The 24,895-nt window shown below is 42.0% G+C and carries 18 protein-coding genes and 3 pseudogenes; 11 read left to right on the forward strand and 10 right to left on the reverse strand.

All coding sequences use genetic code 11. The features are described 5' to 3' along the window. The first annotated feature begins 165 nt into the window (after positions 1-165). The 4 genes and pseudogenes from AC2VE5_RS16700 to AC2VE5_RS16715 form a co-directional block, all read left to right on the forward strand. Positions 166-2,358, forward strand: coding sequence for an argonaute PAZ domain-containing protein (locus AC2VE5_RS16700; RefSeq protein WP_486888856.1), 2,193 nt, complete (start codon positions 166-168; stop codon positions 2,356-2,358). 106 nt (positions 2,359-2,464) lie between these two features. After that, positions 2,465-2,644 carry a hypothetical protein gene (locus AC2VE5_RS16705; RefSeq protein WP_486888857.1) on the forward strand — a complete coding sequence of 60 codons (180 nt, stop codon included), beginning with the start codon at positions 2,465-2,467 and terminating at the stop codon, positions 2,642-2,644. 77 nt (positions 2,645-2,721) lie between these two features. Continuing rightward, positions 2,722-3,114 (forward strand): hypothetical protein, encoded by a 393-nt coding sequence (locus AC2VE5_RS16710; protein WP_486888858.1) that lies wholly within the window; start codon positions 2,722-2,724, stop codon positions 3,112-3,114. Continuing rightward, positions 3,111-3,653 (forward strand): annotated as a pseudogene (locus tag AC2VE5_RS16715) (beta-barrel domain-containing protein); the annotation flags it as partial. The gene AC2VE5_RS16710 and the pseudogene AC2VE5_RS16715, both read left to right, overlap by 4 nt. 36 nt (positions 3,654-3,689) lie before the next feature. On the opposite strand, the gene AC2VE5_RS16720 reads toward AC2VE5_RS16715, so the two are convergent. The 4 genes from AC2VE5_RS16720 to AC2VE5_RS16735 form a co-directional block, all read right to left on the reverse strand. Then, complete coding sequence (locus AC2VE5_RS16720; RefSeq protein WP_486888859.1) at positions 3,690-4,577, reverse strand: tetratricopeptide repeat protein; 888 nt, start codon at positions 4,575-4,577, stop codon at positions 3,690-3,692. 120 nt (positions 4,578-4,697) lie between these two features. Then, positions 4,698-6,539, reverse strand: coding sequence for a TolC family protein (locus tag AC2VE5_RS16725; RefSeq protein WP_486888860.1), 1,842 nt, complete (start codon positions 6,537-6,539; stop codon positions 4,698-4,700). A 333-nt stretch (positions 6,540-6,872) separates the two neighbouring features. Beyond that, complete coding sequence (locus tag AC2VE5_RS16730) at positions 6,873-8,528, reverse strand: ABC1 kinase family protein (RefSeq protein WP_486888861.1); 1,656 nt, start codon at positions 8,526-8,528, stop codon at positions 6,873-6,875. A 187-nt stretch (positions 8,529-8,715) separates the two neighbouring features. Then, a complete protein-coding gene (locus AC2VE5_RS16735) occupies positions 8,716-9,777 on the reverse strand; it encodes a mannose-1-phosphate guanylyltransferase (RefSeq protein ID WP_486888862.1) in 1,062 nt (353 codons plus the stop codon). 44 nt (positions 9,778-9,821) lie between these two features. On the opposite strand from AC2VE5_RS16735, the gene AC2VE5_RS16740 reads away from it, so the two are divergent. Together AC2VE5_RS16740 and AC2VE5_RS16745 are read left to right on the forward strand one after the other, a co-directional pair. Beyond that, the gene (locus tag AC2VE5_RS16740; protein ID WP_486888863.1) at positions 9,822-11,249 is read left to right on the forward strand and encodes an LCP family protein; all 1,428 of its coding nucleotides are present in this window, start codon (positions 9,822-9,824) and stop codon (positions 11,247-11,249) included. Positions 11,250-11,265: 16 nt separating this feature from the next. Continuing rightward, the gene (locus AC2VE5_RS16745; protein ID WP_486888864.1) at positions 11,266-11,817 is read left to right on the forward strand and encodes a pentapeptide repeat-containing protein; all 552 of its coding nucleotides are present in this window, start codon (positions 11,266-11,268) and stop codon (positions 11,815-11,817) included. Positions 11,818-11,860: 43 nt separating this feature from the next. Here the strand turns inward: AC2VE5_RS16745 and AC2VE5_RS16750 are convergent, their stop codons facing one another. From AC2VE5_RS16750 to pilM, 4 genes are all read right to left on the reverse strand, one after another. Then, positions 11,861-14,260, reverse strand: coding sequence for an AMIN domain-containing protein (locus AC2VE5_RS16750; protein WP_486888872.1), 2,400 nt, complete (start codon positions 14,258-14,260; stop codon positions 11,861-11,863). A gap of 483 nt (positions 14,261-14,743) precedes the next feature. Beyond that, positions 14,744-15,496: a pilus assembly protein PilO gene (locus AC2VE5_RS16755; RefSeq protein WP_486888865.1), complete on the reverse strand. Its 753-nt coding sequence runs from the start codon at positions 15,494-15,496 to the stop codon at positions 14,744-14,746. After that, positions 15,493-16,239: a PilN domain-containing protein gene (locus AC2VE5_RS16760; RefSeq protein WP_486888866.1), complete on the reverse strand. Its 747-nt coding sequence runs from the start codon at positions 16,237-16,239 to the stop codon at positions 15,493-15,495. Before AC2VE5_RS16760 ends, AC2VE5_RS16755 begins: the two co-directional genes overlap by 4 nt. 49 nt (positions 16,240-16,288) lie before the next feature. Then, on the reverse strand, positions 16,289-17,407 hold the full coding sequence (pilM, locus tag AC2VE5_RS16765; protein ID WP_486888867.1) for a type IV pilus assembly protein PilM: 1,119 nt from the start codon (positions 17,405-17,407) through the stop codon (positions 16,289-16,291). A 121-nt stretch (positions 17,408-17,528) separates the two neighbouring features. Between pilM and AC2VE5_RS16770 the strand changes: the two genes are divergently transcribed. The 5 genes from AC2VE5_RS16770 (at position 17,529) to pcrA (ending at position 24,419) form a co-directional block, all read left to right on the forward strand. Continuing rightward, on the forward strand, positions 17,529-18,854 hold the full coding sequence (locus AC2VE5_RS16770; protein WP_486888868.1) for an ABC transporter substrate-binding protein: 1,326 nt from the start codon (positions 17,529-17,531) through the stop codon (positions 18,852-18,854). Positions 18,855-18,940: 86 nt separating this feature from the next. Further along, positions 18,941-19,321 (forward strand): YkvA family protein, encoded by a 381-nt coding sequence (locus AC2VE5_RS16775; RefSeq protein WP_486888873.1) that lies wholly within the window; start codon positions 18,941-18,943, stop codon positions 19,319-19,321. A 121-nt stretch (positions 19,322-19,442) separates the two neighbouring features. Further along, positions 19,443-20,330: a protein rep gene (locus AC2VE5_RS16780; protein ID WP_486888869.1), complete on the forward strand. Its 888-nt coding sequence runs from the start codon at positions 19,443-19,445 to the stop codon at positions 20,328-20,330. Between the two features lie 619 nt (positions 20,331-20,949). After that, the gene (gene cax, locus AC2VE5_RS16785) at positions 20,950-22,044 is read left to right on the forward strand and encodes a calcium/proton exchanger (RefSeq protein WP_486888870.1); all 1,095 of its coding nucleotides are present in this window, start codon (positions 20,950-20,952) and stop codon (positions 22,042-22,044) included. Between the two features lie 56 nt (positions 22,045-22,100). Continuing rightward, a complete protein-coding gene (pcrA, locus tag AC2VE5_RS16790; protein ID WP_486888871.1) occupies positions 22,101-24,419 on the forward strand; it encodes a DNA helicase PcrA in 2,319 nt (772 codons plus the stop codon). A 37-nt stretch (positions 24,420-24,456) separates the two neighbouring features. On the opposite strand, the pseudogene AC2VE5_RS16795 reads toward pcrA, so the two are convergent. Both AC2VE5_RS16795 and AC2VE5_RS16800 read right to left on the reverse strand, forming a co-directional pair. Then, a pseudogene (locus AC2VE5_RS16795) lies at positions 24,457-24,771 on the reverse strand (response regulator); the annotation flags it as partial. Between the two features lie 18 nt (positions 24,772-24,789). Beyond that, positions 24,790-24,895: pseudogene (locus tag AC2VE5_RS16800) on the reverse strand (transposase); the annotation flags it as partial.

Below are 24,895 nucleotides of genomic sequence, written 5' to 3' on the forward strand. Positions count from 1 at the left end.
TTACTTTCTGCTTGACTGTCTCTAGGTCTAGATGAGGACAGGCTTGCGTTACTTGACTCCTGTACATTTATCTTTGCCAAAGTTCTCTCTATTTAATACTCTACTACCTCTGACCACAACTTAGTATAACTTCCGATACAGTTATCTCAAAAGGTTTGATTCTCTATGGCATTTGAATTAGAAAAAACTTCAATCGTGTTAAATCGTTTCTTTGTAAGGAACCTAGCCGAGGGAGATCGAAATATTTCTGAATACAGTTGTAAATTTACCCAAAATCCTGATCATGGAAAAGAACATCAAGCGATCGCCAGTATTTGCTACAAACTTGGCTTACCTGCAATCAGGCTTGGCAATAAAATCATTACTAAAGAGTTAGTAGATTCAGCCCGTTTGCAAGGTGACGGGTGGGAAGTAAAGTTTATTTGTAAAAGAACATTAGATTGTACCAACCCTGCTGAACGTCAAGGAATAGAACAATTAGAAAGAAAAATACTAGAACAGAACTTAAAGAAGCAATGGGATAAAACTGCGATCGAAAGAGCGTCTGAAGGCGGATTAATTTGGTGGGTTACTGGAGAAGCAGGGAAAGAAAAATGTGGTATGGGTTGGGAAGTTCATAAAGGAAGAAGAATAGATGTCAGTGTTAATGCTGATAGTAATCTCTATCTAGAAATCGATCTACACCATCGTTTTTATACTCCTTGGACACTCCATGAGTGGCAAGACGAATACCCAGATATTCCAATTAGTTATGTTCGCAATACATATAAAGATAAGAATAATAATTATATTACTTGGCAATATGAAAATGTCTCCGAACAAACGCCAGAACAAATACTGATCGAGGGTTTAGGCATTACCCTAGCTGCTTATCATCGTCAGATTGGTGCTAGTGATGCAGAAATCGAAAACTCCCGCGTAGTCTACGTTAAAAAAGCTAATGATTGGAAAGCTCAACTTACTACTCACTTATCTCGTCGGCTTTCGCCAAGTTTGACTATGGAGATGGTGGCAAATGTCGCAGAGAAATCTGACACTGAAGAGAAGAAAAATGTTCAAGGAGTATTTGATTATATTAAAAAGTCTTTAGATATTCGCTTGAAAGAATCGGAGAAAACTGCACAGCTAATCATTGAGAAGATTTACAAGATACCTACACATACGCAGGCATCGATTGTAAGGGGATTTATCCTACCCAAAGGAAAACTCTTTGCTAAAAATGGAGAAGTGGATAAGACTGGCAAAATTCTTTATAAAGGTTGCATTAAAGTAGGAGAAACCAAGTTTGGTTGTTTAAATCTCTTTAATAATGTTCATAAATATCCTGATGAAGTTGAAAAGTGCTTGAAAGAAGTTGCAAAAAAGAGCGGTGCAAATATAGAAGTTGAATCTTATAAAACTTCTCAACAGATGCCTGAAGGTGAATTAGATCGGCAAATTTTCTGGCAAGAGTGGGCAAATGACGTACAGACAATTTTAGTAGTTGCTCCTTGGTTACCGAATGCTCGTAAGAGACAAATTAGAGTTGAGGCACTGCAAGCTGGAATTGCCACTCAATTTATACTGCCTTTACCAAAAGCTGATGCTTATAAAGCGATGAATGTAGTTTTGGGCTTGCTATGTAAAGCAGGATGGCAAACTGTACGTTTGGAACCATTAGACCATCCCGAAGCTGCGGACTTGATTATTGGTTTTGACACAGGAACAAACCGTCAGCTTTACTACGGAACTTCAGCTTTTGCTGTACTTGCAGATGGGCAGAGTTTGGGATGGGAACTACCTGATGTGCAGCGAGGCGAGAGTATATCGGGGCAAGCAGTCTGGCAAACAGTATCTAAGCTGATTCTGCGTTTTCACAAAATCTGTGATCGCTATCCCAAACGATTACTACTAATGCGAGATGGATTAGTTCAAGAAGGAGAATTTGAACAAACTATCAAGGCGTTGCAAGAGAAAAACATTGCACTTGATTTAGTTGGTGTCCGCAAAAGTGGAACAGGCAGAATGGGGCGTGAAGTTTCTGAAGATCAAGGAAAAATATATCGGGATGCTACTATTGGTAGCGTTGTATTTTTGCCAAAAGAGAATTCTTTTCTGATTGTGACAAGCCAACCAATTAATCAAAGTATTGGTAGTGTCAGACCTTTACGAGTTGTACATGAGTACGGTGATACTTCACTGGAGATATTAGCTTTACAAACTTATCATTTAACTCAGTTACATCCTGCTAGTGGCTTCCGCTCTTGCCGACTGCCTTGGGTACTGCATTTAGCTGATAGAAGTAGTAAAGAATTTCAGCGCATTGGTCAGATTAGTATTCTTCAAAATCTCAATCGAGAAAAGCTAATTGCTGTCTAGATATGTGTAATTAGGAGTAAAGAGAGATAACAAATCATTGGAGCGGACTAAAAAGTAATATTTTAGTAACAAGTGAAAGGTATCTCTGCCGCTCAATTGAACCGTTATGCCGAACCAATGCGCCTGTCAAATTAGTCGGTTTTTAGCCGAGATTTGGCAATCAAAAATAGTTAGTTTCGTAAATATTGAGTCTAGAGAAGTTATTAGCTTAGAACTGGAGTCGCTGGCAGAATATCTACTTAAAAATCGCTGCAACAGTAGTTTTTTGTTAGTTATTAAAGTCTGATAGTATGGATTTCTGCTTTCCCAGTTAAAACTACTAACTATTTGGGTAAGCTAGTTGCGACCGATTGAATGTGATTTATGTCTTTAATATTGCAACTAGGCGATCGCACCATTACTTCCGCCGAACTCCTTCCCCTGCTGACACAGTATCAAATGTTGTCTCAGTTGTGGCGAGAGATACTGATAGATAAAGCAATTGCCTCTGTACAACTATCTAATACCGAACAGGTGATCGCAATTGAAAAATACTATAAAAAACATCAACTAATAAATACTGCCGAACGTCAGACTTATTTGCAGCATTATGGAATGTCTACGGCTCAACTTGAAGCACTGGCAATTAGAGAATTAAAAATTGAAAAATTTAAAACCGTTACTTGGGAAAATAAACTAGGTCAAACAGATATTCAACTAGCTAATCTCAAAAATACGTTAAACGTAGATCGAGGGATTTTAAACAACATTGCTTGACAAAGGTTTTGGTAGAAAATAATAAGCGCCTAGCTGAGCTAGACAGCCAGTTAAACCAAGCTAATTTAACTTTGCAGTATCAAGATCTCACCGCACCAGAAAGCGGCGTAATCTTTGATTTGCAGGTACATAATCCGGGCTTTGTCGCCAGCATCAGTCAACCAATTCCCAAAATAGTACCGGGAGATGCCTTAACGGCAAAAGTATTTATTACTAATCGCGATATTGGGTTCGTGCGGGCAGGAATGGATGTAGATGCCCGAATCCAGGCCTTTCCTTTTAGCGAATTTGGGGATGTAAAAGGTAAGCTAGTTTGGATTGCCTCGGATGCTCTGCCACCGGATGAGGTTTATCCTTTCTATCGCTTTCCAGCTAAAGTACGCTTACAAAGACAATCGCTGTTAATTAACGGGCGAGAAGTGGCATTGCAATCGGGAATGGGAGTCAATACAAATATCAAACTGCGATCGCGTACCGTCATCAGTATCTTTACCGATCTATTTGCCAAAAATACCGAAAGCTTGAAGTTTATCCGCTAACTGCAAGCCCATAAACCTATGGACTTGCATCAATTGTTACGGTGTGGGGGTGGTGGGGTTTGGTTTTGGTAGCGCTGGGAGTGCTTGTAAGGTAGAACGAAGGCGGGGAGAAGCTAACAATTTTTTGGTATCGTTCAGCAAGCGATTTCCCCACAGGTTTTGTTTGAGAAACTCCAAATCGCCGTAACGACTATCTATTTTCAAAGCAGCTTCTCCGGCGGCTACACCTTTTTGTTGCTGCCCTTGAGCGTAGAGCGCGACTCCTATAGCCAATTGAGGTTCGGCGGCTTGCTTGTCAATATTTAGGGCATTTTGCCAAGCTGAGATTGCCCCCTTGGTATCTCCTTGCTCGTATTTAATCAAGCCAATATTATTAATGGCGGGCCAAAACTTTTTGTTGCCAGCTACCGCTTTATTGTACTGAGCGATCGCCTCCGGTAAACGGTTGAGCTTGTAATAAGAATTCCCCAAATCGAACAAAGCTTCTGGGTCATTGGGTTTGAGCTTCAAGCCTGCAAGTATATTATCTGCTGCTGCTTGGTACTTTTCTTGACCAAAATTTGCCGAACCCAAAGCAAAGAAAATTGCTGGATTTTTGGGATCTAAGGACTTGGCTTGTTGCAAAGGAGCAACAGCTTCGGTGAACTTATTGGTTTGCAAATACAAACCACCCAATAGCAACCACGATTGGTAACTTTTAGGAGCCAATTGAGTTGCTAACCTGGCGCGCGGTAAAGCTAGTTCGTATTGTTGAAACTGTGCCAACTGCGCTGCTTCTTGAGCTAAGCTCAAGCCTTGCTTTTCTAGTTCTACGTTATTGAGTTGCACGTTATAGGGAACAAGTGCTTGTCCATTGGCGGGTAAACTTACTCCCCACGCGCCAAAAATAACCAGTAATGATAGCCAATAATTCCGATTCGGCACAAAAACGCCTCAACCAACTTTAGATAAATATTTCGATCTTTATAGGGATTATGACATTAAAATCCCGATTAAGTTTAGCACTTCGCAAGTCAGAAGTGTTTTTGCCCTACCCATCGTTAGTTACTGCGATGAGCCAGAACTAATTGCTCTCTGCAAACTTGCCAAAGCTCGATTGTAATTTAAGATAGCTGTGACTCGATTACCTTCAGCTTGAGTTAAATTGTCCTCCGCATCAATTACCTCTGTTTGAATCCCTACCCCAGCTTGGAAGCGCAGTCTCGCTAGACGCAAAGCTTCCCTAGCTTGCTCCAAACCAACCGAGGCAGTTTGGATATTAGCTAAATTAGATTGCAAATTACTGTAAGCTTCTTCTACTTCAAACCTAACTTGGTTGCGAGTATTGGCAAAATTTGTTTCAGCGATCGCAATATTTGCTTCTTGCGCTCTAGCACTAGCTCTTGCTGCACCGCCATCGTACAAATTCCAAGTTAGATTCGCGCCCAAGGAATAATCATCACCAAAGCTTTGATCGTCATTAAAAGTATCGCTGATGCTGTAGTTACTGTTAACTGCAACTCTAGGTCTAATACTTGCAAGCGCAATCCGCCGATTTTGTTCGCTAATATTACGCTGTACCAATTGTTGTTGCAGTTCTGCACGGTTTTGAAAAGCCGCAATGATGCTTTCTTCTAGAGAAAAGTTCCAAACTCCAGCTATCTCTACAGGATCTGCTGCGATCGCATTGGCCACTTGAGCTAAGCTAAGAAGATTTACCAACTGGCGACGAGCGACTTGCTGTTGGCTTAAAGCGTTAGTCAAATCTTGATTGGCATTGGCAAGTTGTACTTGCGATTGCAATACATCAAACCGAGTGCCTACTCCTGCTTGCTCTCGCGCCTGAGCGTCGCGTAAACTAGCTTCGGCGTTTGTTACGGCTCCTCGGTTGATTCTTACTTGTTCATCGGCTTGTTGCAAGTCATAGTAATCGTTAGATACATCTAAGCGTAGTTGCTGCGTTATGCGTTCAACGTCTAATTGGTCGAAGCGTAGTTGTTCTTCGGCAGCGCGGATGCGTGCGGTTCTAGCGCCTGCTGTATAAACGTTATAACTTAGTTGTATAGTTCCACTTAATGCCGTGGAACTACCACCACCGCTATTGCTAGTGATAATACTGTTATTACTTTGGTTGACCGATTGATTTACTTGATTGCTGGCGCTTCCAGTCGAAGTATTGACATTGCCACCACTATTACTACTACTTTGGTCTACCGATTGATTTATTTGATTGCTGGCGCTTCCAGTTGAAGTATTGACATTGCCACCATTATTACTACTATTTTGGTTGATCAATTGACTTAGTTGATTGCTACTCCCAGTCGAAGTATTGACATCGCTAAATACATCACTTCCTCTACTGGTTAATCCCCCTTGGATACTTAAAGTTGGATATTCATCAGCTTGGGCTTCTCGCACGTTGGCGCGACTGCGTTCTAGAATCAGCAACGCAACTTGCAATTGCCGATTGTTGCGCCGTGCTAATTCAAAAGCTTGTTCCAAGCTAATACCTTCTGCTGCCTCAAGTCGTACTTCTTCTGGTCTAGTGGGAAATTGTAATGGATTTGGATTAGGGTTGAGTCTGCTAGGTGCGGGAATATTTCGCGGCGAAGCCTGGGTATTTGCTGGCCGTGCTGGGGGAGATTGGGGCGATGGCAAATTTTGGGGAAACTTTGGATTAGTAGGCGGTACGGCTTGGGGGCTTTGGGGCGATGGTGTTTGCGCGATTTTTAATGTCTGTACTTGTTTAATTTTCTGCCAAGATTTACCCGCGCCCAGCTTGACATTTTGGGGATTGCCGGAAATTCTTGCAATATAATCAGCGTCTACCCGATGGGCTTTAGCAGACTGATTTACGAATACAACTACCGTACTAGCTAGGCAAAAGCTATTAAAAATTTGTCTCACCACTTCTCCTCACTTCACAGTCTTCTACGTAACAAATTGCTCTAAATATTGATTATCGCTGCACTTTGGAGCTAGATAGAATTTATCACCCTCTCTTTTAGCGTTGCTCAATTACTGTATAAGCATTATCAGTTTGACGTAAAGAGACATCCTCTGCTTAAGTTTCGTACACTAAGTAAATCTTATACCTATTTTGTAAAGTTATATTTATTCAACAAAAATTCCCATGTTTTTCTCATATACCAACTAAGGTGGCATTTTTTGTTGCCCTAAAATCAAAGGCAACTACTAAAGTTTAGTAATTGCCTTTAGATAAATTTAATTTCAATTTTTCTATTTAGAGTTCTTCAAACCTCCAGAACGCATAATACTAAAAATTAGCCATAATCCTAATAGACTAGCAGTAGCAAATAGTACGCTACTAGGTAACGACAACTCAGTTGTTTGCGCTTTACTAGAAATAATTGCCGCTCCCATAATCAGCGAACCGACTAAAACACTAAAAGAAAGCCGATTGGCAGAATCGTCTATGCTACGACGCAAGCCCTCAAGTCCGCGTAACGATATATTCCACTGCAAAGTCTCGGAAGTTACCCGATCTAATAATAATTCAATGTGTCGCGGCGATTGGAGAGACAAACTTTTAACATCTAAAGCTGTTCTTAGTAGCGATTGGAGTGGATTTGCGCCTAATAATTGTCTCCTAAATAAATCAGTAATTAATGGTTTGATTTCATCTAATAAATTAACTTCAGGATTAAACTTACGGGTGACTCCTTCCAAGTTAGCTAAGGTTTTAGCGTACAAACCCAGATTACCAGGTAGGCGAATTTTATTACTGCGAGCAATTTGTAAAACTTCATAAAATATCTGACTAAAATTGATTTGCGAAAGACTCAAGTTGTAGTATTTCCGCAGCATTCGGTCGTAGTCATTCTCCAACCGCGATAAGATTACAGGTTGAGCAGAATCAGCCAACTGCAATGTTAGCTGGCTGCACCTTTGAGCATCTAGATCGACAATTGCCAACAACATTTCTGTCAAAATCTGCTGAGTACGGGGATCTAACCTACCTACCATGCCGCAATCTAATAGAGCTACGCGACCATCTTTGAGATAAAATAAATTTCCTGGATGGGGGTCAGCGTGGAAAAAGCCATCAATATAAACCTGCTGAAAAAAGGCACGGAATAGTAAAGAAGTAATTTGTCCGCGTTCAAGGCGCGAATCTATGCCATCGCGATCGCTATTTAGGGTAGCCGTTAGTAAGGGACCTCCATCTAGCCACTCCATCACCATGATTTTTTCGGTAGTCAGATCCCAGTAAATTTCTGCTACGACCAATTTTTTTGAGTCAAACCAGCGACTATCTGCCAGATTTTGCCTTAATTGGTCAGTAAAACTAGCCTCGCGCTTGAAATCTAACTCTGCTAGCAACGCTGTGGCGAACTCCTCAGCCAGAGAATCTACTTCGTAAGACTGTCCAAATTCAGTCCTAGCCACTAAATCGGCTATGCCACGAATTAAAGAAATATCTTGAGCAATTGTTAGATCTATTCCTGGGCGCTGGACTTTAACTGCGACTTCACGCCCATCAACTAAAGTAGCGCGATGGGTTTGAGCAATAGAACCCGCCGCCACTGGAATTGCACTAAAACTAGAAAAAGTTTCGTCCATAGGCTGGCTCAATTGTTGCCTCAGCAGCACTTCAATGTCTGCCCAAGGGACGGGAGGTACTTCGTCTTGGAGGGTTGAGAGTTCTTCAATATAGGCAGATGGAAGCAAGTCTGGGCGCGTACTTAAAAGTTGTCCTAACTTGACATACACCGGACCCAAATCTACCAAAATATTCCGCAATACGGCGGGGGTAGGCAACTGAGGTTCATCAGCTTTGCCGCCAGTTAAGAGGCGACGCATATAGTCCCAACCATTGCGGAGGACAACTTCAACAATTTCGCGTTGACGGGAAGTAGTTTGAGTTAAAAACACAAGTTGAATTATATAAAGGAAACAATAGTGAGGAGCGAAATCTACTAAGGGTAAGCCGCAAGTCAATAGGTAGAACGATGATGATTACACAAGCTACGCGATCGCTCAAATTGATGGAATAATATTGTTTGGTTGTAGCTTAAAAAGCTACTTTAGTACCTCTGTCAAGGGTTTACTTTTGACTAATTTATAATAAGTCTCTAAATTTTGGATGATCTTGCAGCATTTTTAGAACTTGCTTGATTTCTTGAGTGCGGTCTTTTTTGACAATTAAAGTTACATTGCGATCGCGTACTACGACTGTATCCTCTAAACCAATAGTAACTATTACTTCTTGCTCGTCGGTGGCGTAAAGCAACGATCCGGTAGTGTCTAATCCTACATGGCTTGCTACTTCAACATTGGGTGCATCAGTTTTCAATAACCGCTCAATGGCATTCCAATCGCCCAAATCGTCCCAAGCAAAATCTACAGGCAATACATAGGCTAGTTTTGTTTTTTCCATCAAGGCGTAGTCGATACTAATTTTAGGCAAACTGGCATAAGCTGCCGCGCCCCGATCGGCTAAGGGTTGGATAATTTCGGGGGCATGGGTATAAAGTTCATTAAGGACTACTCCAGCCTTAAAAATAAACATCCCGCTATTCCAGCTAAACCGCCCAGTCGCAATAAATGATTCGGCGGTTTGGCGATCGGGTTTTTCGGTAAAACGATTGACGCGATATACAGGTAAATTGCCACAAGTACCCGTTTGTTCGCCTTGCTCGATATAACCATAGCCTGTAGAAGGGTAAGTAGGTTTTACACCCAATGTTGCGATCGCATCTTCTTTTGCCGCTAATTCCACCGCCGCCTGTAAAGTTTGCTGAAAACTAAGAGGATCTTCAATCCAAGGATCGGCGGGAAAAAAGCCGACAATTGTCTCTTTTCCGTAGCGTTTGGCAATTTCTAAAGTAGCCCAAGTCACGGCGGGGGCGGTGTCTTTGCCTTCGGGTTCGGCGAGGATATTTTCTTGAGGTAGTTGCGGGAGTTGTTCTGAAACTCCCGCAGCTAGAGCGCTAGATGTTATTACCCACAACTTGTCCCAACTACCAGCCAAGGGCAGCAAGCGCTCGGCAGTGGCTTGCAGTAGACTTTTACCACTACCATCCAAACTTAAAAATTGCTTGGGGCGGTGCTTGCGGCTAAGAGGCCAAAAACGTTCGCCTTTACCACCAGCCAAAATTACAGGTATCAAAGAGCTACTCATTATTAAATTAAAGCCACGATTTGCAAGGATAGTTTACTCGATCGGTGGCAATATTAACAGCTTGCATTACCATACCTGTAGTGCGATCAAATTTGGGGATAATAGTTGTGATTAAGGGAGTTCAAAGAGTACATTCGTCTGTCCGTCGCCCCGATCGCTCCATAGTTAAACACAGTTTGGAGACATGGCGCTATCGTCTCTTGGTAGCTTGGCACAAAAACCCCTTACTATCTTGGACGTGCCTAATTACTTTTTGGGTGTTGATAGGAGCCAATGCTGCTTTACTTACGCCAATATGGGGCGATCGCCCGCCGTTAAGTCAAGAGCAACAATTGGCGGAGTTATTAAAAAAACAGGGCAATAAAGACGTACCCTTTACCAATCAATACACAATCGCTAGACCTGTAAATATTTTAGTTTTGGGTATCGATCCGGTGACAACAACCAAAGGCGATGTTTCCAATTCAGACATGACGGCTACTAGCGACACTATTTTGTTGTTACGAGTCAACCCCAACTCGCAGTTAATTAAAGTTTTATCGATTCCTCGCTCTAGCATGGTAGTTTTGCCAGAAATTGGCTTAGAACAAATCTCTCTAGCAAATGCTAGTGGTGCAGCCATGGCAACGCGGGTAGTAAGTAAAAGTTTAAATAATGTGCCAATCGACCGCTATCTCCGTCTCCGCCCTGATGGATTGAAAGAATTAGTTAATGCTTTGGGCGGGGTGGAAATATTTGTTCCTGAATCTATGTCTTATCAAGATGCTACCCAATCGCTCACAATCGACCTAGAAAAAGGATGGCAGACTTTAAATGGCGACCAGGCGCAACAATTTGCTAGATTCCAAGAAGCAGAAAATGGTGACTTAGGAAGGGTACAAAGGCAGCAATTACTAATTAAAGCTTTAAAAAATCGGCTGACAAATCCGGCAATTATGGCGCGTTTGCCTCAAATAGTTAGCATTGTCCAAAATTATGTCGATACGAACCTCAGCCCAGAAGAAATGCTAACTTTAGCTAGTTTTGGCGCTAAAGTAGATGCTCAAAATTTGCAAATGGTAATGCTACCAGGCTTTCTTAGTGCGCTTAGCCTAGATCCGAGTAGTTATTGGCTCGATTCTAGGGGGCAAGATCGATTAATGAGCGAGTATTTTGGCGCAAAAGTAATCAGTACGCCCAAAGCGCGATCGCTTTCTACGATGAAAATTGCCGTCCAAAATGCTTCTAGTCAGCCTGGTTTAAGCGATCGGGTAGTAAGTCAACTTAAAGCCCAAGGCATAGAAAACGTCTATGTAAGTGCCGATTGGTCCGATCGATTGCCGCAAACTGAAATTGTCGTGCAGGGCGGCGACTTGGCTGCTGCTACCAAGTTCAAAAAACTTTTAGGATTAGGTAAGGTAGAAGTAGCGGCGACTGGAGATATTGATTCTGATTTAACCCTGCGCTTGGGTAAAGATTGGCGTGACAAATAGGATGTTTTTAATTTCAATGGGAATTCTTATATTTTCTGGGAATGCTTTTAAATTCTCTAGTTTAAAAAAAGCTTTGTTACGTTTGCTCAGTCTAATTTTAATATTGAGTCTTGCTTTGTTATGGCTATTAATAGCCGCAAAACCAGCGTTAGCCCAAGATAATACGATTAATTACAACAATACTAATTTACAAAACCGCGACTTTTCTCACACCAATTTAGTTGGTGGGGTGTTTGTCGCCGCAGAAATGCGGGGGGCAAATTTTCAAGGCGCAGATTTGACCAATGCAATTATGACCAAAGGCGTTTTACTAGGAGCAAATCTAGAAGACGCGAACCTTTCTGGTGCTTTGGTCGATCGCGTAACCTTAGACAATGCCAACTTAAAAAACGCTATTTTTACCGATGCAACCCTAACTCGTTCGCGGTTTTTTGATGCCGATATTACGGGCGCAGACTTTAGCGATGCGTTAATCGACAGATATCAGGTAAATTTTTTGTGCGAGCGCGCTATAGGCACTAATCCAGTTACGGGGATAGCAACTAGGGAGAGTTTGGGTTGCAAATAAGTTGCTAGAGAACCTAAGACTTCTAGCAACTTTTAGACAGTTATTACTTGAATTTTACATTTTTTAATTGCTTATTAGCAGGAGAGGGAACAGCACGACTGCGTTCTAACAACTGACGAGCATCCGCACCTGGGTTATAGTTGCCAAAACTAGCTGTACTGCGTTCTGAATCGTCGAGAATTTGTGGAGTAAGCAGCACAATTACTTCTTGGCGCTGATTTTGTCTATTGGTACTTCTAAATAATGCGCCTAATAAAGGAATATCACCCAAAATTGGCACTTTAGTTACGGTAGTGCGATCGCTGTCTTGAATAATTCCTGACAAAATCAAAGTTTGATTGTCGCGCAGACGAATTAATCCCGAATTAAGACTCCGCTCAGAGACTAAAAATATCTGTCCGTTTGGCGTTTGCGCTGGTGCTTGGGGAGCGCGGACAACGGGCGCTACGGATAAAGAAATAAATCCATTGTCGTCAATCCGCTCGATCCGAACATTCAATGTCAACCCGACATTTTCTTTCTCAACGGTTACCGTCTCTCTAGAACCACCAGTGTTGTCAGTAATAATTCTAGTAATATTTCCTACTACTTCTTGAGTGAGGTTAACGTTAGCTGTTTGACCTTCTTGAACGATCAGTGTTGGATCGGTCAAAATCTTAGCATTGCCATTAACAACTTGAGCTTGCAAAGAGGAAAGAAACTTTTTTGGGAACTGAAACAAAGTTGGTAAAGCTGCCGTAGCAGTGCCGATTGTTCCTTGACTCACCGTTGAAGTTATCGCACCTGTTACCGCATCCCGCGTCTGCGTAATAATATTATTGGTTGCTGGAGTAATATCTGTAAAACCTGGAGTTAGTGGACTGCCATCGGCGGCGATGGGAGCGGTGGGTGCAGGAAATTGTCCAGTGCCAGGACTCTGAAGTGTAGTAATGTTACCATCTGGATCGATCAATACTGTCCCTGGGGTGGTTCCCGCAATTCCCACACTGCTATTTGGATCTAAAAAAGGTGCGCCTGTAATTGGGTTAGTAATTGTTGCCGGACTCGTCAAACTATTTCGCACTTCTGTAGAATTGGGCGGTCTAGATCCGCCAATATTTACGCTGCCCGAACCACCAGCACTAGAAAAGAAGTTGTCACCAATGCCAAAGGAAAAGCTATTGTTAAAGTCTTCTGTAGCTAAAAGATTTACATCTACGATTTTGACGTTCATTGCTACTTGACGGCGACGGGAATCAAGTTGAATTAGTTGAGAAGTCGCTACATCAATTTGCTTAGGCGTACCAATTAAGGTGACTGCATTAGTCCGCTCGTCTCCTAAAGCCTGCAATCCTCTTAGTAAGGGCGTGGAGTCTTGAAATTCTATTCGTTGCAGTTCGATTCTTGTTTCTGTGCTAGTTTGAGTTTGAGTAGCGGGAGTAGCGGAACCGCCAACAGGTACGGCATTGACGCTAGTAATTGTTCTTTCTCTACTCACAGCACTTTCTGCGCCCATCCCGACTAAAAAGTTTAATGCTACACCTACCGTTACCTGATTGAGTCTAAAGCTGCGTACTACTAAGTCGCGAGATTGGTTAGGCAATCTTGTCCCTACAAAAATAGTCCGCCCTTCGCGATTTGCTTGCAATCCACTCAGGCGCAAAACGTAGTTAAAAACGTCTTGTACAGACTCGTTTTCGATATCTAAAGAAATTCTTGGACCTTCATTGCCACCCGCCGCACTAGGTTCAGTAGCCTGATTAGGTTGCCCGGCGGCAGGAGTGGCGCTAAAAGCAAGGTTGAGTCCGGCGGCACGGGCTAGTAAGGCAAGCACCTCTCGAACTGGCGCTTCTCTTAGCACCAAACGGGGAACGCGCTCTTGCGTGCCTAAATCGATTTGGGCAGCAGAAGAATCAGTATTGGATATGGCAATATCTCCAACTGGTGGGGCAATTGCTCTAGGTAATAGTGGGGCGACAGCTTCTGGTTGGGCAGCCCCGTCAATTGTCCCATTAGGATTGGGAACCATTACCCCGCCTGGAGTTTGGGCTGTATTTGCTGGCGGGGTGGTTCCTGGTGGGGTTGAGGCGCTAGGGGCTGAAGCTGCGGGCGCTCCTGGGGGCAAACTTAGCGTCAATCCTTTATCTGTGCGATCGCTTATTTGACCGTTGGGGGCGCTGTTAGTGCCTGTAACGACAATCCGAATGCTGTTTGCATCTAGCCGATTAATGATGACTGAGGCAACTCCTGGTGCGGGGTTGACTTGGCGAAAGGTGTCTCCTTGGGGTAGCTGCAATTGCGTGTTGATGATGTCTGCAACAAAACTATTTCCTCGCTTGCTAGTAAATACTTGCGGGCGCTTGCCTGTAGAAGTTCCTAATACTAAATTTAAGCCGCCATTTGTTTGATTTAGTTGGATGTTTGTTATTTTTGCTACTTGGGTATATCCAGGCTGGGTAGCCATTAATACAACTACTGCTCCAGCAACTATTACACTACTATTAATCCAAGGATTTTTCACGTCTTCACTCTTCACTAATTTATAAATATAGATACTCACTTGAAAATCGAACTAAAGACACTAAACTTAGTTATTTACTTAGATTTAATTCCTCAGATTATGCCGATTGATCAACTTTATAGACAAGCAGTCAAAAATTACTATACTACCTTTTTCTATAAGTTTTTTTAGAATTTGCACCGATTAAACTGAACCAAAAACCTATCTTTATCTACAGCAAACATACAAGCGAGAATCTACTGATAAGTTTACTTATTGTTTATTTTAAAAGTTAGTTTTGCTAAGTAAATACACGCAAGCATTAAATTAACTTAGTTTCAAAATCATGCAAGGAAATTGTAGTACATCACAGAAGGTTAAACAGAACTATTGCTAAAACGAAGTTCTAAATAGTTCTGTATTGAGTTAAGTGCGATCGCACGTCATTTACTTTTTAGCCGCCGCCGCCGCCGCTGCTGCCGCCGCCGCCGTTTCTTCGGGACTAGCTGGAATTAGCGCTTGCAGTTTGAACGCTGTATTAATAGAGGCTGGCGGTAAGCGTCCAGTAGTAGGATCGACTGGATCTTGCTGCAAGGTTGAGGTGTAATCATTCACAATCAACAACGGTTGCAAGCGCTCCATATTGCGTAATATTGACTGGGTTTGCTCGTAGTTGCCCGTAAGGGCAATATTAATTATGCGGCGCTTCAATTTGCCGTTTACTTCCGCTCCAAAAGAACTGTCATTAATAATTTCTGCGGATTGATTTGCTGGCTCAAATTTTTGCAGCTTGGAAACTACCCCGCCGCTACTTGCATTACCTGATTCAACTAAGCGATTAATGTCTAGCAACAAAGTATCTAAAGTTTTTTCACTGGCAAATAAAGATAAAATTTCTGTTTGCTGTTGTTTTGCTTGAACTAGATCGGTTTTTAATTTTTCCCCTTGCTTAATACTGGCTTGTTTTTGAGCAACTTGCGATCGCTTGAGATCGCGATCTGCGGTTAATTCTCCATACCTTTGCCATACTGGCACGACATAGCTATTGGCAAGGTAGGCAGCGGTAGCTCCTAGAGCTACCGCCAGCAAAATACCGCTAATTTGTGGTGTTAGTTTGATGCCAAATAAAGAAGGGGAAGTAGCTGCGGTTTGCAAGTCTTGCCCTTCGCCGACCGTAATAAAATCATCACTAAACGTCATTGTTGAATGAGTCCTCTTTGTTGCAGTGTACGAATTCGCGTTACTAGACCTAAGCTACCTTTGCGTTCCAACTCTCTTAATAGCTGAGTAGCACCCGTATCGCTAAAAGTTGATTGAACAGTGTAATTTACTACTTGAGGAAGTTTTACTCCTTCCCTAGCGCTAGACTGGACGGGATTATCGACCAATGTAGCGGTAATTATTTTGGTTTGGGCTGGCTGTAAGAAGGAAGATTGTTTGAGCGTCAGTACCAAATCGTTGACATCGTTGAACGATCGCGCTATTCCAGAAATTTCTATCCCACTAACAGCAACCGGAGCCGCCGGGGCTGGAGTCGTTGCTGGGGTTGGTGCTGGGGCTGGGGTCGCAGTTCCGGTTTGGGTAGGAGCAATTTGCTTGATACTTTGAATTTGGATGGCATTAGCAGGAATGCGATCGCGAATATCTTGCAAAATGGCTGACCACGGTCTAATTTGATTAAATACTGTAGCTAAGGCTCTATTTTGACCCTTAATTTGTTCTAATTCTGCTTGGACTCGTTGAATTTCTTGCTCTTGAATGCCCAGCGCTGCAAGAGTTTGGTCTAACTGAGCTACTTCTGAAGTGAGGCGAGAATTTTGGGCTGATAAAATTCCCCACCCCGCTCCTACCAAGGCTAAGGATGCTAATCCTACACCCAACCCTATATATATAGGGGTCATATCTCCCCCAGAGAAGGTAGGAGCGCTGAAGCGCCGAGCCACAGTGTCTGCCTTTACTGGCTTGCGACTTTTAACAAAATTTACATCAAGACTATACATCGCCCCACGCCTCTCTAAGTCCTAATCCAAGTACAATTCCTAATCCCGGTCTTTGGGCTTTGCTAAACTGGTCTTCGTTGATCTCTAAAGATAAAGCAGACACTGGATCTATCTGCACTGTGGGCAAATTTAACTTTTGGCGAAAAAACTCCTCTAGGTTATTAATTCCGCCTCCAGGTCCTGCTAATAAAATTTGAGTGATTTCCAAGTTGCCGTTTTGGTTCAAGTAAAAGTCGAGAGAGCGGCGTAGTTCATCGGTTAGCTCTCCTAAAACTCTTAGCAAAGATGCCATGCCTGGATTAGTAAATGTAATAGAGTCTTCAATTTCGTCACCCTCGGTCTGAGGAATAGAAATAGTTTGTAGCATCCGCGTATCTCTGGTTGCGGGTAGTTTTGTTGCTCGTAATAATGCCGCTTGTAACTGGTAAGTGCCTATGGGTACTGTACGCGAAAATTGTGGCACTCCATCCACAATAATGGCAATTTCTGTATTGTCAAATTCAATATCTACTAGCACGGCTGCCTCTTGAGGAGCAAATTGCCGCAGTTGTTCGCGGATAGTCCGAATCAAGGAAAAACTATTGATTTCTAAAACATCTACTTCTAAGCCCGCTTGGGCAAAAGTATCCATATAAGCATCAGTAATTTCTTTGCGCGTCGCAACTAGCAATACTTGGACTTTTTCGATACCATCTTCATCGACAAAGTATCCCAGCTTTTGATAATCAACGTCAGCTTCTTCTCTGGGGTAAGGTAAGTACAGACCAGCTTCGTGGTTCAGTACCATTTCCCGTAGTTCGCGATCGTCAAGCTCGGCGGGCAAAGGAATGAGCCGCACTAAAGATTCCCTTCCTGGTACTGCTGTGGCAACGCGCTGCGCTTTGATCTTGCTTTCAGCTAAAGCTGAAGTAATTAGTTCTGCTAATGCCGGGGAGTCAACAATTTGACCATCGTGAAAAATTCCTTCCGGGACGGGGAAAGATGCTAATGCTGCTATTTTAAACCCTTGGCGTTGCTTGCTTAATTGAGCTACATTGATTCTCTCTGGAGCAAGTTCTATGCCAACGCCGACTTTACGTTTTGTCAATAAACTTTTGAAACGATTAACCACAGTTTTGTCACTTACCTAAAGGTTGATAATTAGACTACATGAGATATTTATATTAATGTCTGCTACGCAAATGTAGCTTAAAAATATCAAACTGCCTCAATCACTCCACAAGTTATAACAAATGTCAACATTACAAAGGTTAAAAAATCAAATCAAGCCCTGGAAAAAACTAGGAATTTTTGCTTTATTGGGCTTAATGTTAAGTTGGGTTGTAAGTTGCAATACGGCTAATGTAAGTACGCAAGATCAAAATTCTAATAGCAGCAATCCGCCGCTTGAGTTTTGGACAATGCAGTTGCAGCCAGAGTTTACAGATTATTTTCGGAGTTTAATTGGTACTTTTGAAACTGAAAATCCAGGTATCAAAATTAACTGGGTTGATGTGCCTTGGTCGGCAATGGAAAGCAAAATTTTGACAGCAGTAGCAGCAAAAACTGTACCAGATGTCGTCAACCTTAATCCAGACTTTGCGTCTCAACTAGCAACTCGCAATGCTTGGTTAGATTTGGATGCAAAAGTGCCGCCGGAAGTGTTATCAACTTATTTACCAAATATTTGGCAAGCTAGTACCTTAGATGGTAAAAGCTTTGGCATCCCTTGGTATTTGACTACACGCTTGACTATTTATAATACGGATTTGTTTAAGCAGGCAGGTGTGAGTAATCCGCCGACAAATTACACTCAACTCGCCCAAGCGGCTAAACTCATCAAGGACAAAACTGGTAAGTACGCCATGTTTACTACCTTTGTCGCCGAAGATTCCGCCGAAGTATTAGAGTCATTGGTGCAAATGGGGGTGACTTTGGTAGATGACCAAGGCAAGGCAGCATTTAATACTCCAGTTGGGAGAACAGCTTTTGCCTATTGGGTAAATCTTTATAAAGATGGTCTGTTACCGAAAGCAGCATTAACTCAAGGACACAGACATGGCATAGAAATGTATCAGTCTGGTGAAGCGGCAATGTTAGCGTCAGGAGGAGAATTTCTCACCGCGATCGCGAAAAATGCCCCAGCAATTGCCAAAGTATCGGCTACAGCCCCGCAAATCACTGGAGAAACTGGCAAAAAAAACGTAGCGGTAATGAATTTGGTTATTCCCCGCGATACCGAACAACCAGATAATGCGCTCAAATTTGCCTTATTTGTAACCAATAATCAAAATCAACTAACTTTTGCCAAAGCGGCTAATGTTTTGCCTTCAACAACCGCCGCCCTTGGCGATGCTTACTTTAAAACCGTTGCAGCAAATGCAGATGCTTTAGAAAAAGCACGAGTAATTAGCGCTGGAGAATTGCCCAAAGGGGAGGTATTAGTTCCCGCCATGAAAAATATCAACGTTTTGCAAAAGGCAATCTACGAAAACTTGCAAGCAGCCATGCTAGGGGAAAAAAGCGTAGATCAAGCCGTTACTGATGCAGCCCAAGAGTGGGATAATCGTCGCGCTTAAATTGTCGGAAACTTGCGATCGCACATTTGCGCTGCGCAGATCGCAATCGCTTTCTTTTACCCCCGCAAGGGGGTATTTTACTTATGATGCAGAGATGGAAACAACAGTTAAAGTTACTCAAGCAAGAAACCTATGCTATTTACATTGCTTGCAAAGATCCGCGCGTTCCCTGGTATGCACGGTTGCTGGCGGCGGCGGTGGTTGCCTATGCTTTTAGCCCCATCGATTTAATTCCTGACGTAATTCCGATAATTGGTTATCTTGACGATCTAATTTTGGTTCCTTTAGGGATTGCTTTAGTAATAAAAATGATTCCGCCTCAAGTATTGGTTGAATGTCGGGAAAAAGCTGCTACAGCTATGGCTGAAGGGAAGCCGACAAATTGGGTAGCTGCAATTATTGTAGTTTGCTTATGGTTTTTGCTCGGAATTGTGGCAGTAGTCTGGCTAAAAGGTGTATTTGGTTAAATTACTAGGAATGAATGTTCCTACATCAAATTCTGGCTGTGCAGGGTTGAATATTTCAATGTTCTGTCAGCCTACACCACCAAACCTAGACAGATTAGAAATCATAAAACTTTAAAATTTGATGAATTTATCAAACCTATCTGCAAAAGGCAAAACTTGGGATAAACACAGATCCAATGCAGATAAAATTGCTAAATATTATGCTACTGGAGGCAATAGTCATTTGCACTGCTATGCTCAACGAGTAAGTAGCTGTGCTAACTGGCTAAAATTTCAATTGGTAGCAAAAGAGGATAGTTTAGTCAATTTAGAGCTATCGGATGCGCGATTTTGTCGCGTTCGTCATTGTCCAGTATGCCAGTGGCGGCGATCGCTGATGTGGAAAGCAAAGGCTTACAAAATTATGCCAAAAGTCGTCGCTGAATATCCTAAACATCGTTGGATATTTATGACTTTAACGATAAAAAACTGCAAAATCGAACAATTGCGGACAACTCTAGACTTGATGAATAAAAGCTTCAAGCGACTAACTGAACTGAAAACATGGGCGGCTAAAGGGTGGATTAAGTCTGTAGAAGTTACCAGAGGAAGGGATCGGCTGTCGGCGCATCCACACCTGCATATATTAGCAATGGTTCCGCCTTCTTATTTCAGTCATCGCTATATTTCCCATATTAAATGGGTAGAACTATGGCAAAAGTGTTTGAGGGTTGATTATCCGCCAGTAATTCATGTTCGCGCGATCGCTAAAAACAACGATCCTAATATAATTATTCCCGAAATCCTCAAATATCAGGTAAAAGAATCAGATTTAGTAGCAGATAGAACATGGTTTTTGGAGTTGACGCAGCAGTTGCACAATACTAGAGCGATTTCTTTAGGGGGAGTTTTGAGGGGGTATATGCAGCAATTAAACTTAGAAGCTAAAGAGTTAATTATTAACCAGGAGGATGTTGAGGAGGAAACTTTGTCCTTTACTTGGAAGCGATCGCAGAAAAATTATTCTTGAATAGATTAGGAACTACTACGACAAGCCAAGTTGTCAAAGAATGAGAATAGAAGGGGAGTTACAGAGAAAACCTATGTAGAAATCCCTAGATTAAAGTACCGCGCTATTTTAGCGGTAGGCAAGAAAGTGATGGATAAATTGATAGATTAAGCTCACGTAATAGATTGAATCAACAACAAACTTAGCAACACCGAGAAATAGGCTAATCTTTTGCAATATGGTCATAAAGACTCCAAAAGTGGATTAGAAAGCCCAACCCGCATTTAGCGACTGGGATATTCTTCACTCCCCTCCGCGCGGTAGCGCTTCTTAAACACAACAGTGAGAGACAGATTAATTTTTTCTACATTGAACTCATAAAGGCTCCAAAAATAGGTAAAGAGCATAACAGAGTTTAGCGACTGCGAAGCTTTTCATTTCATTTCGTTTCTGCGTCAGCAGTTATTAGGACGTTAACGCAGCAGAGATGTAGTCAAAACAAAGAAAACTTGACTTGAAACTGAGCAACATAGGCAATACAGTTAACAGCAAAATAAAAGTTGTTATATTGACACAGAATTAACTGAGCAACAGTAATTCTTGCTAAAGTTGCTTTTTATATAGATACGCTCCAGATTTTATGTCAATCAAAAAAATTCTTTCTATAGGTTTACTGGTCTTCATTCCAATTTCGATTGCTGCCGAGTATTTGCACTGGGGTACGCTGACGGTATTTATCACTTCAGGAATTGCGATCGTGCCTTTGGCGATATGGTTAAGTACGGCAACTGAAGAAGTAGCAGTTGTAGCTGGTTCGTCTATTGGGGCGCTGTTAAATGCCGTATTTGGCAATGCGACTGAGTTAATTATTGCTCTAGTTGCCCTAAAAGCAGGCTTAGTTGACATCGTTAAAGCAAGTATTACCGGAACTATTATCAGCAACTTATTGTTGGTGATGGGGCTGTCTATGCTGCTGGGAGGACTGCGTTATAAAGAGCAAGAATTTCAGCCAATTGTCGCGCGGGTAAATGGTTCTTCGATGACGCTGGCTGTTACCGCGATCGTTTTGCCTACAATGGTAATCTACACTTCCAACGGAGTTGAAGATATAGCAATTCGCAATCTCTCCATTACTGTCGCAGTCATATTAATGATTGTTTATGCCTTGACACTGCTATTTTCCTTGAAAACTCACAGTTACCTTTATGAAGTGGGATTGGTAGAATTAGCAGCAGAACCGCAAGATGGCGTAGCAGAAATTCCTGCTCACAAGCCCAACTTGACACTCTGGATTGGCGTATTAGTTGTTGCTACTCTGGCGGTTGCTTTTGAATCCGAAATCTTTGTAGGTGTGGTGGAAGAAGCTACAAAAGGATTGGGTTTGACTCCATTATTTACAGGTGTAATTCTTCTACCTTTAGTTGGCGGCGCAGCCGAATACGTTACTGCTGTAAGCGTTGCTATAAAAAATAATATGGATTTATCTGTTTCCGTAGCAATGGGTTCTAGCTTATTGGTAGCACTTTTGGTTGCACCTATTCTAGTTTTAGTTGGAGTTGTAATCGGTCAACCAATGGATCTAAATTTCAATCCCTTTGAAGTAGTGGCGGTGGCTGTTGCAGTTACGGTTGCTAACTTAATTAGTTTGGATGGGCGTTCTAATTGGTTAGAAGGAACATTATTGCTGGCAACTTATGCAGTTTTGGGCGCAGCTTTTTACTTTCACCCAGCTTAACTAAATCATTACAGGCTCTTTAGCCTGTAAACTAAATCATTTTATAGATAATACTTATGACAACTATAGATTTTCTCAGCCATCTTAACCCCAGCCAACGCCAAGCAGTAGAGCATTATTGTGGTGCTTTATTGGTAGTTGCGGGCGCGGGTTCGGGCAAAACTAGAGCGCTTACTTATCGAATTTCTAATTTAATTTTAAAGCATCGAGTAGATCCCGAAAATATCTTAGCGGTTACTTTTACAAACAAAGCCGCGCGGGAGATGAAAGATCGAATTCAAAAGTTATTTGCCGAGCAATTGGCGATTACTAACTATGGTAAGCCTTTAGAGCAATTGCCAGCAGTCCAACAAGTTCAATTGCGATCGCACGTTTACAAAGAATACATCAAAAACCTTTGGGTAGGTACGTTTCACAGCCTTTTGTCTCGCATCTTGCGCTACGACATTGAGAAGTACCAAGATGAAAAAGGGCGTAAGTGGAACCGGAATTTTTCTATTTTTGATGAAGCCGACGCACAAGGATTAGTTAAAAAAATTGTTACGACAAAGCTAAACTTGGATGACAAAAAGTTTGAACCTCGTTCAGTTCGCTATACTATTAGTAACGCCAAAAACCAAGGAATTACCCCGCAAGATTTTGAACAAGATCAGCCAAATTATCGCGGACGGGTGATTGCAGAAGTTTATAGTCATTACCAAGATCAATTAGCAGAAAATAATGCTTTAGATTTTGATGACCTGATCTTAATTCCAGTTAAGTTATTCGAGCAAAACGAGCAAGTATTAGATTATTGGCATCGAAAATTTAAACATATTTTAGTCGATGAATATCAAGATACAAATAGGATTCAATACGATCTAATTCGGCTACTCGTAACGAATGGAGAAACCGATAAAAGTAAATGGAATTGGCAAAATCGCTCTGTTTTTGTAGTAGGCGATGCTGATCAATCTATTTACAGTTTCCGCATGGCAGACTTTACAATTTTGCTAGAATTTCAAAATAACTTTGGCGATGGCTTGCCTGATGACGATACGCGCACAATGGTCAAATTAGAGGAAAATTATCGCTCTAGAGATAACATTTTAGAAGCAGCTAACGAACTCATTTCTAATAATACCCAACGCATTGATAAAGTTCTCAAGCCTACTAGGGGCGCTGGAGAAGAAATTTATATTTATAGGGCAGAAGATGAAACGGTTGAAGCCGATTTTGTAGTCAATCAAATCAGGACTTTAGAAAGTAAACACTCAGAAATGCACTGGGGTAGTTTTGCTATTTTGTATCGCACTAACGCCCAATCTCGTCCTTTTGAAGAATTGTTAGTCCGGCGGGGGATCCCTTATACAATTGTCGGCGGTCTGAAGTTTTACGATCGCAAAGAAATTAAAGATATATTAGGCTACTTGAGAGCGATCGCAAATCCTGCCGATACCGTAAGTTTATTGCGAGTAATCAACACTCCTCGGCGCGGAATTGGCAAAGCTACCATAGATAATCTCGTTAAAGCTTCCCAAGAATTGGGTTTGCCTTTATGGGAAATATTAAGCGATGAAACTTCTGTAAATACTTTAGCCGGACGTTCTGCCAAAGGCGTAAATAATTTTGCGCGGATAATTAGCACTTGGCAAACCCAAGTAGATACCGCTTCACCGTCAGAGATTGTGCAAGGGGTTTTGGAAGAATCAGGTTATGTCAAAGACTTACAAAGTCAAGGTACAGATGAAAGTTTAGATCGTCTCCAAAACGTCCAAGAACTTTATAACGCCGTACTGCAATTTGAAGAAGAAACGGAAGAACCAAATCTTGGCTCTTTTCTAGCAAGTACAGCTTTAACTTCTGACTTAGATAACTTAAAAGAAGGACAAACTGCCGTTTCTTTGCTTACCTTACACGCTTCTAAAGGGCTAGAGTTTCCAGTAGTATTTTTAGTCGGACTAGAACAAGGTTTATTTCCTAATTTCCGTTCGCTAAACGATCCGGCATCTTTGGAAGAAGAACGGCGTTTATGTTACGTTGGTATAACTCGTGCTGAGGAGAGATTATACATTTCTCACGTCCGCGAACGTCGCTTGTATGGTAATCGAGAAAGCGCAATTCCATCGCAATTTTTAGCCGAGTTGCCAGAGGATTTATTAACAGCAAAAAAACAATCGCGAGTTACTAGCAAGCAATCATCAAGTCCGCGTACTGGTGCTACTAATCAAACTTGGCAAGTAGGCGATCGCATTTTACACAAAAGTTTTGGCATTGGCGAAATCACTCATATTCTAGGTTCTGGGAACAAGATATCCCTTGCGATCGCCTTTCCTAGCCTCAATCAAAAGAAAATCATCGATCCAAGAATTGCTCAATTAGAAAAAGTAAATTAGCGAACGTCGCCATATCCTGCAATCCCTCAGAACTTGCCTATTTTCGCGAGTCGAGATTTTTTGCTACTGATGGCAGTGGTACATACTTCCGCAAAACCCCTAATACTTGTTCGCGTTTAATTGGCTTGCTCAAAAATTCTGAAGAACCGACAATTTTTGCCCTCACGCGATCAACAATTCCATCATTGCCTGTCAAAATTATTACAGGAATATTTTTGAACCGAGAAATTCGCCGAATTTGGCTGCAAACTTCATAGCCGTTGGCAATCGGCATCATTAAGTCAAGAAATATCAAATCTGGCTGATTCTCTAGCAGTATGGGTAATGCTTCTACCGCGTCATTAATTCCTATAGAACCCATTTGACATCTCTAAAAGGCGGCAAGTCGCTTAATCATTAACCTGACGAAGCAGAGATTGAGCTTCGTGGTGGCATTGGTCAAGGTGCGCTCAAAGTTCTTAACGAGGATCTTACAT

This window comes from Aliterella sp. E5.1 (assembly GCF_057473825.1).